General features: G+C 63.7%; 12 protein-coding genes. 10 read left to right on the forward strand and 2 right to left on the reverse strand.

The genetic code is table 11. From position 1 onward, the window contains the following. Positions 1 to 250: 250 nt before the first annotated feature. The 3 genes from ETC27_RS02070 to ETC27_RS02080 are packed head-to-tail and all read left to right on the forward strand — an operon-like array spanning position 251 to position 3,386. Entirely contained in the window at positions 251 to 469 is a 219-nt protein-coding gene (locus tag ETC27_RS02070) for a DUF1656 domain-containing protein (RefSeq protein ID WP_136253309.1), read from the forward strand. Continuing rightward, a complete protein-coding gene (locus ETC27_RS02075) occupies positions 469 to 1,335 on the forward strand; it encodes an efflux RND transporter periplasmic adaptor subunit (protein ID WP_136253734.1) in 867 nt (288 codons plus the stop codon). Before ETC27_RS02070 ends, ETC27_RS02075 begins: the two co-directional genes overlap by 1 nt. Further along, complete coding sequence (locus ETC27_RS02080; protein ID WP_306462151.1) at positions 1,332 to 3,386, forward strand: FUSC family protein; 2,055 nt, start codon at positions 1,332 to 1,334, stop codon at positions 3,384 to 3,386. Before ETC27_RS02075 ends, ETC27_RS02080 begins: the two co-directional genes overlap by 4 nt. Positions 3,387 to 3,493: 107 nt before the next feature. Here ETC27_RS02080 and ETC27_RS02085 read toward each other — a convergent pair whose 3' ends face one another. After that, positions 3,494 to 4,216, reverse strand: a complete 723-nt coding sequence (locus ETC27_RS02085; protein ID WP_136253310.1) for a glutathione S-transferase N-terminal domain-containing protein — start codon at positions 4,214 to 4,216, stop codon at positions 3,494 to 3,496. A 273-nt stretch (positions 4,217 to 4,489) separates the two neighbouring features. On the opposite strand from ETC27_RS02085, the gene ETC27_RS02090 reads away from it, so the two are divergent. From ETC27_RS02090 to ETC27_RS02110, 5 genes are all read left to right on the forward strand, one after another. Continuing rightward, complete coding sequence (locus tag ETC27_RS02090) at positions 4,490 to 6,190, forward strand: L-lactate permease (protein WP_136253311.1); 1,701 nt, start codon at positions 4,490 to 4,492, stop codon at positions 6,188 to 6,190. 321 nt (positions 6,191 to 6,511) lie between these two features. Next, on the forward strand, positions 6,512 to 8,011 hold the full coding sequence (gene glcD, locus ETC27_RS02095) for a glycolate oxidase subunit GlcD (protein ID WP_136253312.1): 1,500 nt from the start codon (positions 6,512 to 6,514) through the stop codon (positions 8,009 to 8,011). 108 nt (positions 8,012 to 8,119) lie between these two features. Further along, entirely contained in the window at positions 8,120 to 9,220 is a 1,101-nt protein-coding gene (gene glcE, locus ETC27_RS02100; RefSeq protein WP_136253313.1) for a glycolate oxidase subunit GlcE, read from the forward strand. Between the two features lie 91 nt (positions 9,221 to 9,311). Then, a complete protein-coding gene (gene glcF, locus ETC27_RS02105; RefSeq protein ID WP_136253314.1) occupies positions 9,312 to 10,544 on the forward strand; it encodes a glycolate oxidase subunit GlcF in 1,233 nt (410 codons plus the stop codon). A gap of 104 nt (positions 10,545 to 10,648) precedes the next feature. Next, a complete protein-coding gene (locus tag ETC27_RS02110; RefSeq protein WP_136253315.1) occupies positions 10,649 to 11,050 on the forward strand; it encodes a GlcG/HbpS family heme-binding protein in 402 nt (133 codons plus the stop codon). A 100-nt stretch (positions 11,051 to 11,150) separates the two neighbouring features. On the opposite strand, the gene ETC27_RS02115 is transcribed toward ETC27_RS02110, so the two are convergent. After that, positions 11,151 to 12,047: a LysR substrate-binding domain-containing protein gene (locus ETC27_RS02115; RefSeq protein WP_136253316.1), complete on the reverse strand. Its 897-nt coding sequence runs from the start codon at positions 12,045 to 12,047 to the stop codon at positions 11,151 to 11,153. A 115-nt stretch (positions 12,048 to 12,162) separates the two neighbouring features. Here ETC27_RS02115 and betC point away from each other — a divergent pair, with 115 nt between their 5' ends. Both betC and ETC27_RS02125 read left to right on the forward strand, forming a co-directional pair. Then, positions 12,163 to 13,692: a choline-sulfatase gene (betC, locus tag ETC27_RS02120; RefSeq protein WP_136253317.1), complete on the forward strand. Its 1,530-nt coding sequence runs from the start codon at positions 12,163 to 12,165 to the stop codon at positions 13,690 to 13,692. 5 nt (positions 13,693 to 13,697) lie between these two features. Beyond that, positions 13,698 to 15,341: a SulP family inorganic anion transporter gene (locus tag ETC27_RS02125; protein WP_136253318.1), complete on the forward strand. Its 1,644-nt coding sequence runs from the start codon at positions 13,698 to 13,700 to the stop codon at positions 15,339 to 15,341. Positions 15,342 to 15,389: the final 48 nt, after the last annotated feature.

The raw sequence follows: 15,389 nt of genomic DNA on the forward strand, positions 1-15,389 counted from the left end.
TTACTGGCCTTTGATTGTTCATTATTGACAGTCCGACGGTGGGCGCGACACTTGGCTTGATGACGACCCATGCTCTGCAGCATAAGCGCAGCCTAAACATTAAACAAAATGTCTGAGAGCAATCCTGTCAACGGTACCAGAGCCCTTTTCGGGTACAGTGCTCAGCGTAGTAACATGCCACTATTTAGATAGCGTGCTAATATATGGCGCTTGCACATCAATGCAAGCCAGCCCACCAAAGGGAGACAGCATGGACCTCAAGGAAATCGCCCTCGGCGGTATCTACGTAAGCCCATTGTTGCTATACGCCCTGCTGGGCTTTCTCGGCGCACTGCTGGTTCGCACCCTGCTGCATCGTCTGGTGGGCTCCAGGGTATTCTGGTACGAAGCCTGGTTCGACGCGGCCCTATTCGTGATCATTACCGCGGCCATCGCCTTTCTTTCTTCTTCTGCTATCGGATCATCATGATGCGTAAACTGCTTCGCATGCTGACCACGCTCGTGATCGTGGCCCTGGCCCTGGCCGCGGGTGCCTGGCTCTGGCATTACTATCTCTATACGCCCTGGACCCGCGACGGGCGGGTACGGGCCGATGTGATCACCATCGCACCGGACGTTTCTGGCTGGGTGAGCAAGCTGTCCATCGAGGATACTCAGTCGGTGGACAAGGGCGATGTCCTCTTTCAGATCAACCGCCAGCGCTATGCAACGGCCGTCGAGCAGGCCAAGGCAGCCGTCGCACGGAAGAAGGCGCAGTGGGAGTCCAAGCAACATGAGGAGAACCGCCGCAACCGTCTCAGCAACCGAGCGATAAGCGACGAAGATCGGGACCTCGCTCGCCTTGAAACCCAAAGTGCCAAGGCCTCCCTCGACCAGGCGAGGGCCGAGCTTGAAAGCGCGCAACTCGATCTCGCGCGCACCACGGTGACCGCGCCAGCCGCGGGCCACGTCCTGAATCTCAGGCTCAGTGAAGGCAACTACGTCAATACCGGCAATCCGGTCATGGCGTTAGTGAAGGCCGATTCCTACTACGTGACCGGCTATTTCGAGGAAACCAAAATGCCGGGCATCGCCATCGGCGACCCTGCCCGGGTCACCCTGATGAGCGGCGACACCCGACTCGAAGGCCACGTCGCCGGCATAGGTCGCGGCATCGCCGACAGCAATACTTCATCCAACGATCAACTGCTGCCCAAGGTCGAGCCAACCTTTAACTGGGTGCGGCTGGCACAGCGCATTCCGGTGCGCATTGAGCTTGATGACATCCCCGACGGCACCCTGCTCAGTGCCGGCATGACCGCCACCGTGCGGGTTCTCGAGCCGACAACGCCTTGAGTGCCCTGTCGCCCTGGATCGAGGCCTACCTGACGCCGTCTCGCTCTGCCCTCAAGTTTGCCACCAAGGCCACACTCGCCATGGTGCTGGCGCTCTATGTGGCACTGCTATTTGATCTCGACCGCCCCTACTGGGCGTTGATTTCGGCAGCCTTCCTGCAGATCCGGCCAATGAGCGGCATGGTGATCGAGAAAGGCCTGTGCCAGATCGGCGGCACCCTGGTCGGCGCCCTGGCAGGAATCGTCATCATGGCGCTGTTTGCTCAAGCCCGGGTCCCGGCACTGATCACCCTAACGCTGTGGCTGATGCTGTGCGCCTACTCGAGCTCGCTGCTGCGCAATAACTTTTCCTACGGCTGCATCATGGCCGCCGTCACCGCGATGCTGGTGGTGGTCATCGGACACAGCCAGCCCGGTGGCGTTTTCGATATTGCCGTCGCCAGGCTCACGGAGCTCGGCCTGGGCGCGCTATGTGCGACCCTGGTCAATGCCCTGTTATGGCCCACGCCAGTCAAGGAGCACCTGGCGCGCCAGGCCGATAGTGTCGTCAACCAGGCCTTCACCCACGCCGCTCAGCGGCTGGAGGCCAGCGATGATGCTGATGCCATGCAGCAATCGCTAACTCAGAGTCTCGAGCCGTTGACGACGCTGGAAGTCGACAGCCAATCGGCGCGCTACGAAGGGCCCGACGGCGCCGGCCGCGTCCGCGCCACCCACCTGCTGACAAGACGCACGCTGCGCTTCTTCGCCACCCTGCGCGCCCTGCACCAGCTGCTACTGACGCAGGACAGTCACATCGAGCCACCATTGAAGCGACTCGCCAGCGACAGCGCCCAGGCCTTTTACGATGCCGCTGAGGTGAGCGGCGTGCCGGCGGCCCGTGAGCGCCTGCAGGCACTACGCCACCAGGCTCACGCCTACCCGGAGGCCGAGCTCGTGCCCTTGCAACGCCGCCTGCTGCTGGGCCTGCGCGAGGTGCTCGGCAGCGCCATGATCATGCTCGATGCCCGCGAAGCCATCGCACACCCGGGCCGCAAGCGCCTGCGTGCCGGCGCGCTGTCCTGGCATCGGGATCACCTGGCAGCGCTGCTCAACGCTTGCCGCGCCGGGCTGGTGTTTTCCTGCCTGGCCATCTTCTGGCTGCAGACGCACTGGTCCAACGGTCAGGTGGCGATGCTGCTGGGCACCCTGTTCTCGACCTTCTTCGCCAGCCGCGATAACCCGGTCACGATCTGCATGATGTTCTTCAAGGGGATGCTTTTCGCCCTGCCCAGCGCCTTCCTGTTCGGTCATGTGCTGCTCTCCCAGGCCAACGGCTTTCCGATGCTTTCCATGCTGCTGTTCACGCCGCTGTTCCTGGGCTTGCTGGGGGCCGCCAAGCCACAGTTGATGGGCTACTGCCTGGCCTTCACCATCTTCAATATCCTGCTGATCATGCCCGGCAACGGCATGGATTTCTCCTTCGACAGCTTCGCCAACCGCGCCCTCGCCGTGATCGTCGGCCTGAGCGTGGTCGTGATGGCATTTCGACTGATCCCCGGGCTCGGCGCCACCCTCCAGCGCCGCCGCCTGGTGCGCGCCATCAGCCGGGATCTGCGCGGCCTCGCCACGCCACCGCTGCACGAGGCAGAAGCCGCCTTCAGCGGCCGCATGGCGGATCGCCTGCTGCAGCTGGGCCACCACGACACCATGCTGCCCGAGGAGCAACGACACCTGTTCATGATCGGCCTCAATGGTCTCGACCTCGGCCGGTCCTGCCTGCGGTTGCGGCATCGCCTAGACGATACCGCGCCCCCCGTTCGCAAGGCCCTGCATGAGCTGCTGGCGGTGCTCGCCGCAGCCTTCGAGACAAGCGCCCGAGGGGGAGCACCGCAGGGCATTCGCGTGGCGAGCCGGGCACTGGATGACGCTCTCGCCACCCACGGCGGCATCCCCAAGGACTGGCACGTTCTCCTCGAAGGGTTGGTCGAACGACTGGCCCTGACCCTAGAGCTTCAGGCCGAGGCGATGGCCGAGGTTATTACCGAGCGTCCACAAGCCGGAATCCGTTGATCTGCTCATGGCCGCGGCATAAGTAAAAGGTCCCGCTCTATCGAGTGGGACCTTTTCATGCTGGCCCGATGAATGCCCTCAGCAGGCTCGTTGATCCCGCGGCCCCTTTATCGCTCGTAGGCGCCTTCAATATCGACGATGCGCATGGCATTGCGGCCAAGGCCACCGTGCGCGTCCAGCATTCGCTCTATCCAGCCATAGACCGGATCGGCATTGGATACCAAATCGGCCGAGGACACCGTGCGCGCCCACATGAAGTTACCGAACAACAGATAGTCCGAAGCACCGGGGGCTTCGCCATCCATGAAGTCGCTCTCCTCCAGGCGTCCTCGTAATGGAGCCAGGGCCTGATCGAGCATACTCAGCCCCTTGGCCGGCGAATGCATCTCCTCGAGGGTGCGGCCGAAACGTTTCTCTCGGGTGGTACGAAAGTACTCCCGGTCATCGGGGTGAATGGCGTTGTAGAGATCCATGATGATGGTGCGCATCATGCCGGGGGCCAATGAGCGCTCGGCATAGTGCTTGAAGAAGCGCGCCCTCGCTTCGGCCTCCGGGCTGCCGAGCAGGGATTGTTCGGGATAGTGTTCGGGATAGGTCCGGTCCAGATAGCGCATGATCTCGAAGCTGTCGCTGACCACCTCGTCACCATCGACTAACACCGGCACCTGCCCTTGGCCCGAGAAGGCGATGGCGTCTTTCTCGGTAAAGCGCCAGGGCCGGGTCTCTGCGTCTATGCCCTTGTGCGCAAGGGCATAGCGCGCCCGCCAACAGAAAGGCGAAAAAAGCAGCGTGTCATTGATCCCGCACAGTTCGTAGAGCACTCGACTCATGTGGTCTCCTCACTTGTCCATTAGTCTAAATATTTTCACCTGTTACAAGCTCGATTACGGCTTAAAAAGGGGAAATGAAGGCACCAACCCCCTATCTTTCAAAAAGATACACTTGATCTTCGACCGAATCACTATTGGTATTACCAATTTCCCAAGGATGGTAAAACGCATTATCCAGCCTTATCGTGCAGCCACTCGTACCGGCTGCCAAAGTCCACTCCCCGCGTCTTCGGCATCTCCCTTCCTCGCAACGATAAAAAGGATTGCTGCCTCATGAGTCAAACCCTACTCGCCCTGCTTGCCTTCACGCCACTATTGCTGGCGGGCGTGCTGCTGATAGGGCTTCGCATGCCAGCCCGCAGGGCCATGCCCATCGTGTATGTGGTCACTGCCGCCATCGGCCTGTTGGCTTGGGACATGACCGCTAGCCGAGTGCTGGCCTCAACCCTGCAGGGACTGATGCTGACAGTCGCGATCCTGTGGATCATCTTCGGGGCAATCCTGCTGCTCAATACCCTTAAGCATTCCGGCGGCATCACCGCGATCCGCAACGGCTTCTCGGGCATCAGCCCGGATCGTCGGGTTCAGGCGATCATCGTCGCCTGGCTGTTCGGCTGCTTCATCGAGGGGGCCTCGGGCTTCGGTACCCCTGCTGCCGTGGCCGCCCCCTTGATGGTGGCACTCGGTTTCCCGGCGCTCGCCGCGGTAATGGTCGGCATGATGATCCAGTCCACACCGGTGTCCTTCGGCGCCGTGGGTACGCCGATTGTGGTGGGTGTCAGTGGCGGGCTGGATAAGATCGGCATCACCGAACAGCTGACCGCCGGCGGTGGCACCTGGCTCGAATATTTTCGTCTGATCACCTCGGAGGTGGCCATCATTCACGGCATCGTAGGCCTGCTGATGCCGCTTCTGATGGTAATGATGATGGTGCGCTTCTTCGGTACCAACCGTTCCTGGAAGGAAGGCCTGTCAATCGCGCCCTTTGCACTATTTGCCGGCGCCAGCTTCTCGGTGCCCTACATGCTGGCCGGCGTTCTGCTGGGTCCGGAGTTCCCCTCGATGATCGGTGCCATGGTAGGCCTCGCCATCGTCGTGCCAGCGGCGCGCCGCGGCTTCCTGATCCCCAAGGACACCTGGGACTTTCCGGCCTCGAACGCCTGGCCGGATCATTGGCTCGGCAAGCTCGACATCAAGCTCGATGACGTCACCGGCAAGGCCCCGATGTCGGCTTTCATGGGCTGGGTACCCTATGTGCTGCTGGCCATCTTCCTTGTCGCTTCGCGCACCGTCGCTCCGCTCAAAGATGCACTGACCTCGTTCAGCCTGTCCTGGAGCAATATCCTTGGCGAGGCGGGCGTATCCGGCAGCATTCAGCCTCTGTATCTGCCCGGCGGCATTTTGCTCGCCGTGGTGCTGGTCACCATTGTCCTGCATCGCATGCGCACCGCCGAGATCAAGGCCGCCTTCCATGAATCCTCCAAGACACTGCTGGGCGCTGGCTTTGTGCTGCTGTTCACCATTCCCATGGTGCGCATCCTGATCAACTCCGGCGTCAATACCGCCGACCTGGCGTCCATGCCAGTGGCCATGGCCCAGCTGGTCGCCGACAGTGTGGGCGACATCTACCCACTCTTCGCACCGACAGTGGGCGCATTGGGCGCCTTCATCGCCGGCTCCAATACGGTCTCGAACCTGATGCTGTCGGACTTTCAGTTCAACATCGCCCAGCAACTGGGACTCTCCACCGCCATGATGGTGGCCCTGCAAGCGGTCGGCGCCGCTGCCGGCAACATGATCGCCATTCACAACGTGGTCGCCGCCTCAGCAACCGTCGGCCTGCTTGGCCGCGAAGGCGTTACCCTTCGCAAGACGATCCTGCCGACGCTTTATTACGTGATCGCGGCGGGACTGATGGGCCTGTTCGCCTTCTATGGCCTCGGTATCAGTGACGGCCTGCTGACGCTTGGCTAACGCCCGATACCCGGCCTAACAAGCCCGATGCTCGCACCCCGCGGGCATCGGGCTCTTTGTCCCATCTCGACACACCCTCACACACCCTCACACACCCTCACACACCCTCAAACACCCTCTCACACGCGCTCTTACACATTCTCTCGCTTGCCATCCTGGCGCTCTCGCAACATACGATCTAAATTTGGAAAATATTTCCACCGCGTCTTATACATTGGTCATACCAGCGACCCAAGAGCCTTTACAGGCGTCGATTGATTGCGCAGATTGGAGATATCGTTCTTGCCGTGGCGCATGTCCACGCCCCTTAGAGGCATAACCATGAACATCCTCTACGATGAACATCTCGACGGCACCATCGCGCCTCAGGATAAGGCCGACGTGCTCGCCGATCTGAGCCAGGCCATTCCAGACCTGACGCTGCTACACCACGAGGAAGATCTGCGCCCATTCGAGTGTGACGGTCTATCGGTGTACCAGGTGTTGCCGATGCTGGTGGCACTGCCTGAGACCCTCGACCAGGTCGAGACGCTGATGCGTCGCTGCCATGCGCTGGGTGTGCCGGTGGTCACTCGCGGCGCCGGCACCGGCCTTTCTGGCGGCGCCCTACCACTAGAGCAGGGCGTGCTGCTGGTGATGTCGCGCTTTAAGCGCATCCTCGAGGTCGATCCTGAGGCGCGCGTCGCACGCGTGCAGCCCGGCGTACGCAACCTGGCGATCTCCGAGGCCGCAGCACCCCATGGCCTCTATTACGCGCCCGACCCGTCTTCGCAGATCGCCTGCTCGATCGGCGGCAACGTCGCCGAAAACGCCGGCGGCGTGCATTGCCTGAAATACGGGCTCACCGTGCACAACGTGCTCAAGGTCGAGGTCATCACCATCGAAGGCGAGCGCATGACGCTGGGCGCAGAGGCCTTCGACGCACCGGGTTTCGACCTGCTGGCGTTATTCACCGGCAGCGAAGGCATGCTCGGCGTGATCACAGAGATTACCGTCAAGCTGCTGCCCAAGCCCGAGACCGCTAAGGTATTGATGGCAAGCTTCGACGACGTCGAGAAGGCCGGCCGTGCGGTGGGCGAGATCATCGCCGCGGGCATCATCCCCGGCGGGCTGGAGATGATGGACAAGCTCGCCATCCGCGCCGCCGAGGACTTCGTCAAGGCCGGCTACCCGGTCGAGGCCGAAGCCATCCTGCTCTGCGAGCTCGACGGCGTGGAGGCCGACGTGGCCGATGATTGCGAGACGGTGCGCCGCGTGCTGGAAGCCGCCGGCGCCACGGATATCCAGCAGGCCCGGGACGAAGCCGAGCGCGCCCGCTTCTGGGCCGGACGCAAGAACGCCTTCCCCGCGGTCGGCCGCATGTCCCCTGACTACTACTGCATGGACGGCACCATTCCGCGCCGCGAGCTGCCCGGCGTGCTCAAGGGCATCGCCCGGCTCTCCGAGGAATCGGGGCTGCGTGTCGCCAACGTTTTCCATGCCGGCGACGGCAATATGCACCCGCTGATTCTGTTCGATGCCAACCAGCCCGGCGAGCTTGAGCTTGCCGAAGACGTCGGCGGCAGGATTCTCGAACTCTGCGTCGAGGCCGGTGGCAGCATCACTGGCGAACACGGCGTCGGCCGCGAAAAGATCAATCAGATGTGCGCCCAGTTCCAACCCGATGAGATTACGGCATTCCATGCGGTCAAGGCGGCCTTCGACGAGCACCGGCTACTCAATCCGGGCAAGAACATCCCAACCCTGCAGCGCTGTGCCGAGTTCGGTGCCATGCATGTGCACAACAACGAGTTGTCGCATCCAGAGCTTCCGCGGTTTTAATCGAGAGCTTCCGCGGTTTTAGTCGAGCGCTTCCCCGGTTCGGATCAAGGCAGCCGAGGAGGCCAGAGGCTACCGCCGCGGCGCTGGCGAGACGTATAAGGATTCATCATGCCTGAGCAATACACATCACCGCGCGATCAGGACGCGAGCGCAGAACTCGGCGAACAGATCCGCCAGGCTGACGCCGCTGGCTCGCCGCTGAGAATCGTCGGGGGCGACACCCGGAGCTTTTATGGCCGGACGGTGGAAGGCACGCCGCTGTCACTGGCCAACCACCGCGGTATCACCCATTACGATCCGGTCGAGCTGATTGTCTCGGTACGTGCCGGCACGCCGCTTGAGGAACTCGAGGCGGCACTTGATGCAGAGGGCCAGATGCTCGGCTGCGAACCGCCTCGCTTCGGTGAAGCCAGCACTGTCGGCGGTATGGTCGCCAGCGGGCTATCGGGCCCGCGCCGCCCCTGGTCTGGCGCGGTACGCGACTTCGTGCTCGGCACCCGCGTGATCGATCGCGCCGGCCGCGAACTGCGCTTTGGCGGCGAGGTGATGAAGAACGTCGCCGGCTACGACCTCTCGCGCCTGATGGTCGGTGCCCAGGGCACCCTCGGCGTCGTCAGTGAAGTGTCGATGAAGGTGCTTCCCAAGCCCGCCGCCAGCGCCAGCCTGCACCTGGACATGCCGCTGGAAAAAGCCCTGGATCGGCTCACCGAATGGGGTCGCCAGCCGCTGCCGATTACCGCCGCCGCCTACCTGCAAGGCGCCTTGCACCTACGCCTGGAAGGTGGCGCAAGCTCGGTGACCGCGACCCGCGAGCGTCTCGGCGGCGACGAGCTCAAGGACGGCTTCTGGCAGGCGCTGCGAGACATGCGCCTGCCCTTCTTCGCAGGCGACTCCCGGCCACTCTGGCGGCTCTCATTGCCCAACCATACCCCGCCGCTTTCACTTGAAGGCGACACGCTCTTCGATTGGGGCGGCGCCCAGCGCTGGCTGAAGAGCGACGCCACTGCCGAGGAGGTGCGCGCCGCCGCCAGCCGCTACGATGGTCATGCCACCTGCCTTGGGGCCAGAGACGCACAGGGCCGCCTCCAAGGTGCGGCAGAGCCTTTCATGCCGCTAGCCCCGGTCATCGCTAAATATCACCGTCGCCTCAAGGCCGAACTCGACCCGAACGGGATCTTTAACCCCGGCCGCCTCTACGGCGACTTCTGAGCTCGGTAACAGCTCGAACGGCTCCCGGAAAGCAGCACAACCGGAACGCCTGATGAGATAGCCCGAAGAGAGAGCCCGAAGAGAGAGCCCGATGCAGACTCATTTCAGCCAAGATGATCTCCAGAAGCCGCATATTCGTGAGGCCGACCGGGTATTGCGCAGTTGCGTGCACTGCGGCTTTTGCAACGCCACCTGCCCGACCTATCAGCTGCTCGGCGACGAGCGCGATGGGCCTCGTGGTCGCATCTATCTGATGAAGGAACTGTTGGAGAGCCGCGATGACGACGACCAGGTCACCGAGGAGACCCGGCTACACCTGGATCGCTGCCTGACCTGTCGCAACTGCGAGACGACCTGCCCCTCCGGCGTCGAATACCATAAGCTGCTCGACATCGGTCGTGCCGAAATCGAGCGCCGGGTGCCGAGGGGCCTGCCGGAGCGCGCCCTGCGCTTCGGGCTACGCAAGGCGCTGGTCGACCCCGCTCGTTTCAAGGCCCTGCTCGCGCTGGGTACCACCTTCAAACCACTGGTGCCGGGCCGACTCAGGAGCAAGATGCCGCCGACGCCAGTCGATGCCGGCACGCGCCCGGATGGCCAACACCATTCGCGCCAGATGCTGATTCTCGAGGGCTGCGTGCAACCGGGCCTCTCGCCCAATACCAATGCCGCCACCGCCCGGGTGCTGGACAAGCTCGGCATCGGGCTGACCCCGGCACCCGAGGCGGGCTGCTGTGGCGCCATCGATTTCCACCTGAATGCTCAGGACGCCGGCCGAGAACGCATGCGCGCCAATATCGATGCCTGGTGGCCACACCTGGAGGCCGGCTGCGAGGCCATTGTGCAGACCGCCAGCGGCTGTGGGGCCATGGTCAAGGAGTACGCTGAGGCGCTGGCCGACGACCCGGCCTATGCCGAGAAAGCCGCCCGCGTCAGCGCTCTGGCCAAGGATCTTGGCGAGCTGCTGGCCAACGAGGACCTGGACAACCTGAGCATTCAGGACAAGAAGCGGCTGGCCTTCCACTGCCCCTGCACCCTGCAGCACGCCCAGAAGCTTGCGGGCAGCGTCGAGGGCGTGCTCTCCAGGCTGGGCTTCTCGCTCACCACGGTTCAAGATGGACATCTTTGCTGCGGCTCGGCAGGCACCTATTCGATCACTCAGCCAGAACTGGCCACCCAGCTTCGTGACAACAAGCTCGATGCGCTGGAGGCGGGCGACCCGGAAATGATCGTCACCGCGAACATTGGCTGTCAGACCCACCTGGCCGGTGCCGGCCGCACGCCGGTTCGCCACTGGATCGAAATCGTCGATGAGGCGCTGACATGATGCGTCATATAAAGAAGCCTCACCGTGTGATTCTTGCTGACGCCAGCCCTACTACCAGGCTTGCGCCGTTCACCTCCCCATTCCACACCCCATAGGAGCACTCCATGCAGACCAAATCCGTGCTGACCCTGTCAGACGCCAACCTGATCCTCGACGCCGCCCAGCAGGAAGCGGAGGCCAATGGCTGGGCCGTGTCAATCGCCGTCGCCGATGATGGTGGACACCTGCTGGCCCTGCGCCGCCTGGATGGCGCGGCGCCGATGACGCCGACCGTGGCCTCAGAGAAAGCCCGCAGCTCGGCGCTGGGCGGCAAGGAGACCCAGGCCTTCGAGGACATGATCAACAACGGCCGCACCGCCTTCCTGTCCGCCCCCTTGACCGCCACCCTCTCCGGCGGCGTGCCGGTGTTCAACGACGGTCGCGTCGCCGGCACCGTCGGCGTGTCCGGCGTCAAACCGGATCAGGACGTACAGATCGCCAGGGCCGGCATCGCCGCCCTGAGCTAAGCCCCCTCCGCCGGGCCTACCGATTCTCCCTTTGCCCCCGCCGCCGACAGGTCAAGCGGGGGTTTTTTATGCCAAGCGCCAGCCCCCGCGCCTCGATCGCTCAGTGGCAGGACAGGATCCAATCCAGGAAGGCCTGCTTGGCCGGGCTTTGATCCTCCGCATGGACATCGATCACCCCATAGCCGTTGTCGGTGCTCAGGCTGAGCGACTCAAGCCCCACCAGCATGCCGCGCTCGAGCTGGTCCTCGACCACGCCCCGCCACCCCAGCCCCACGCCCTGGCCGGCGATCGCCGCCTGTAACAGCAGCGGATAGTTGTTGAAGATCAGCTCCGAGGGCGCCTGGTGCGCCTGCCCCCCCATGCGCTCGAAATACCCGGGCCAGTCCAACCATTTCTGGCCCTGGTCGGCGGTCAGGGTCAGCAGCGGCACCTCACCGAGGCGCGCCAGGTCATCGATCGGCCCGTACGCGTCCAGAAAACCGGGACTGCACACCGGAAAGACCTCCTCGTCGAGCAGCCGCGGTATCCCCTCGAGCCCACGCTGGTCGGCGAACACGATGGCGATATCGACCTCCTGCTCCCGCCAGTCGAAGACGCCCTGATTGGTCATGATCCGCACGTCGATGTGCGGGTGTCGCTGACGAAAGGCCGGCAGGCGCGGCAGCAGCCAATACGAGGCCAAGGAAAAATCGGTGAGGAGGGCGAGGCGCGGGTTGCGGTGACGCTGCTGCAGACGATCGATGGTGCCTTCGATGGTCGCGAACCCGGCCTGCACGGCCTCACACAGCGCCTGGCCCGGCTCGGTCAGGCGGACCCCACGATAGATGCGATCGAAGAGCTGGAGGCCGAGTTCTTCCTCGAGGGCCCGCACCTGCTGGCTGACGGCCGACTGGGTGGAACGAAGCTCCTTGGCGGCGGCGGTGAAACTCAGGTGTCGGGCCGCCGATTCGAAGACCCGCAGCCCATTGGGCGATATCCGCTTGCTGGTTAATAACATTAGCTGAACTAATCCCACCCATAAAAAATTAGCGAGTTTACAGGGTATGAGATTAGCATAGAGACTGTCACCCGACCGCAAGCAATCCCCTGCACCCCTCGGGAGACACGTCCCCATGTCCAATAAGAAGCCCAATATTCTCTTCCTCATGGCCGACCAGATGGCTGCACCATCGCTGTCGTTCTATGGCCACGAGGTCACCAAGACACCGAACCTGGCGCGCCTGGCGGAAGAGGGCGTGGTGTTCGATTCGGCCTACTGCAACAGCCCGCTGTGTGCCCCGTCGCGTTTCACTCTGATGGCCGGCCAGTTGCCCTCGCGCATCGGCGGCTTCGACAACGCCGCCGAGCTCGCCGCCGACACCCCGACCTACGCGCACTACCTGCGCGACGCCGGCTACCTGACGGCGTTGACCGGCAAGATGCACTTCTGCGGCCCGGACCAGCTGCACGGCTTCGAGGAGCGCCTGACCTCTGACATCTACCCGGCCGACTTCGGCTGGTTCGTCGACTGGGAGAACTTCGAAGAGCGCCCGAGCTACTACCACAACATGTCCTCGGTCACCCAGGCAGGGCCCTGCGTGCGATCCAACCAGCTCGACTTCGATGACGAAGTGACCTTCCGCGCCCAGCGCTTCATCTATGACTATGCGCGCAGCGATCAGGAGCGTCCCTTCTGTCTGACGGTCTCGCTGACCCACCCCCACGACCCCTACACCATTCCGCAGGAATACTGGGACCGTTACGATCACGACGAGATCGATCTGCCCAAGGTGCCCTACTCCCGGGATCTGATGGATCCGCACTCCAAGCGCCTGCGTCAGGTCTATCAGTGCGACGAGGACACCATCGACGACGAGCAGATCCGCAACGCGCGTCACGCCTACTATGGCGCCATCAGCTACGTCGATGACCAGCTCGGCAAGGTGCTGAAGGCCCTCAAGGAAAGCGGCCTGGAAGAGGACACCATCATAGTCTTCTCCGGCGACCACGGCGACATGCTCGGTGAGCGTGGCCTGTGGTACAAGATGAGCTGGTTCGAAGGCTCCGCCCGCGTGCCGATGATCGTGCATGCCCCGGGACGCTTCAGCCCCGGCCGCGTCAAGGAGTCCGTCTCCACCATGGACTTGCTGCCGACCTTCGCCGAATGGGGCAACGACGGCCAGGCCCCGCAGTACGCGGTGCCCGTCGATGGCCGCAGCCTGAACCCGCACCTGACCGGTACGGGCGGCCATGACGAGGTAATCGGCGAATACTGCGGCGAAGGCGCCATCGCCCCGCTGCTGATGATTCGTCGCGGCCGCTACAAGTTCGTCCACTCCACCCCGGACCCGGACCAGCTGTTCGACCTCGAGGCCGATCCGCAGGAGCTGACCAACCTCGCCGAGGCTCCCGAGCACCAAGACCGGTGCAAGCAGTTCCGTGACGAGATCGCGAGCCGCTGGGATCTCGAGCGGCTGCATCAGGACGTGCTCGACAGCCAGCGCCGTCGCAAGCTGGTCGCCCGCGCCAACATGAAGGGCAAGGTGACCCCCTGGGATCACCAGCCGTTCTTCGATGCCAGCGTCCAGTACATGCGCAACACCATCGATCTGGATGATCTCGAGGCGCGGTCACGCTTCCCGCATGTGACCGACGACCGGTAATGCCCATGCCATCGCTCGGTCGCGAATCGCAGGCGAGCCAGGGTAGCCAGCGACGCTGGCTGCCCTTCATGAGCTGGCTGTGTCACCACTCCCCCGAGACGGTGCGCCGCGATGCCATGGCAGGCCTGACCGGTGCCGTCCTGGTGGTGCCGCAGGGCGTGGCCTATGCCATGCTCGCCGGCCTGCCGCCCCAGTACGGTCTGTACACGGCGATCGTACCCGCGGCACTGGCCGCCTTGTTCGGCTCATCGAAGCAGATGGTCAGCGGCCCCACGGCCGCGCTATCGATCGCGCTGTTCGCCACCCTGCAGCCGATGGTAGAGGGTGGGGAAGCCGACTTCCTCTCGCTCGCCCTGACCCTGACCTTTCTGGTCGGCGTCTTTCAGCTGGCGTTGGGGGTCACGCGGCTCGGTGTGCTGGTCGACCTGGTGTCCCACTCCGTGGTCACCGGTTTCACCGCCGGGGCGGCAGTGATCATCGCCACCAGTCAACTGCCCTATGTGCTGGGGTTGTCGTCGCTGGACAGCAGCGGCTTCCTCGCGCTCTGGCCAGCGCTGCTGGCACACCTCGACCACGTGCACCCCGAGGCCCTGCTGGTCGCCGCGCTCACCCTTTGCCTGTGCCTGGCCATTCGCCGCTGGGCGCCCCGCTGGCCTGGCATGCTGGTGGCGCTGGCGGGCGCCTCGCTGCTCGCCGCCATCCTCGACCCCGGCGGTGACCAGATCCCCCGGATCATGGCGATGCCCAGCGGCCTGCCGCCGCTCTCAATGCCGGACCTGTCGCTTGAGACCGTGCAGATGCTGACCCCCGGCGCCGTCGCCCTGGGTCTGCTCGGGCTGGTCGAGGCAGCGGCGATATCGCGGGCCTTCGCGGCGCGCCACGGAGAGCGCGTGGATGCCAATCAGGAGTTCATCGGCCAGGGGTTGTCGAACCTCGCCGGTGCCTTCTTCTCGAGCTACATCTCATCGGGCTCCTTCACCCGCTCGGGCATCAATGCCAGTGCCGGGGCCGGCTCGCCACTCGCCGCGCTGCTATCGGCCATCATGCTGGTGCCGATCGTGCTGTTGGCGGCACCGCTGCTCGAGCACGTGCCGATGCCCGCCATGGGCGCCCTGCTGCTGCTGGTGGCCGTCAATCTGGTGGATCGGCACAGCATTCGGGAAGCCTTCGCGACCAGCCGGTCGGAAACCGCCGTCCTGCTGATCACCTTCGCTTCTACCCTGATGCTGGCTCTGGAGTTTGCCATCTACTTCGGCGTGCTGGCCTCGCTGACGCTCTACCTGCGTCGCACCACCCGTCCGCCGGTGGTGGCAAGTGAGCTGATCAATGCCCCCCTCGGCCTCCAGGAGGCCCTGACGGCACCGGAGTGTGAAGTCATCAGGATCGATGGATCGCTGTTCTTCGGGGCCTGCGAGTCGGTGGCGCAACGGCTCGAAAAAACCGCCCAGCCGAATCTGGTGATTCTTGCCGCGGGGATCAACTTCATCGATCTCAGCGGTATCCACCTGCTGCAACGACAGGCTCGCCGCTGCCGGGCGCAGGGCGGACGGCTCTATCTGGCCTGGCCCAAGCCCGATGTCGCGACCCGCCTGACACGCGCAGGCATCCACCAAGACACCCCGGCCCATGACCACGTCATTACGCTGTAGGAGGCATTGAATGACACGACGACCGTTGACCCCTGACTTCATGCAACG

It is taken from the genome of Onishia niordana, assembly GCF_004798965.1.
Classification (GTDB): Bacteria; Pseudomonadota; Gammaproteobacteria; order Pseudomonadales; family Halomonadaceae; genus Onishia; species Onishia niordana.